Annotated in this window: 1 pseudogene; it reads left to right on the forward strand. The window is 35.3% G+C overall.

The annotated features are described in order from the left end of the window. Positions 1-224 (forward strand): annotated as a pseudogene (locus V6256_RS15675) (cytochrome bd-I ubiquinol oxidase subunit CydA); the annotation flags it as partial.

Genomic DNA, 224 nt, shown 5'->3' on the forward strand with positions numbered 1-224 from the left:
GAATATTAGAACTTTTGAAGAGAAAAAAGTTGATTTATGTTACGGCTTATTGGTTAAGCGTTATGCTCAAAATGTTGTTGATGCAACGGAAGAGCAAATAGATATGGCGGTTAAAAATAGAATCCCTGGTGTTATTCAAATGTTTTTTGACTTCGGTATTATGGTCGGTGCGGGTATCGCATTGCTCGGTATTTTCTTGTTTGGATTTTATCAATCAGCAAGAA

Source organism: Psychromonas aquatilis (genome assembly GCF_038155185.1).
Classification (GTDB): domain Bacteria; phylum Pseudomonadota; class Gammaproteobacteria; order Enterobacterales; family Psychromonadaceae; genus Psychromonas; species Psychromonas aquatilis.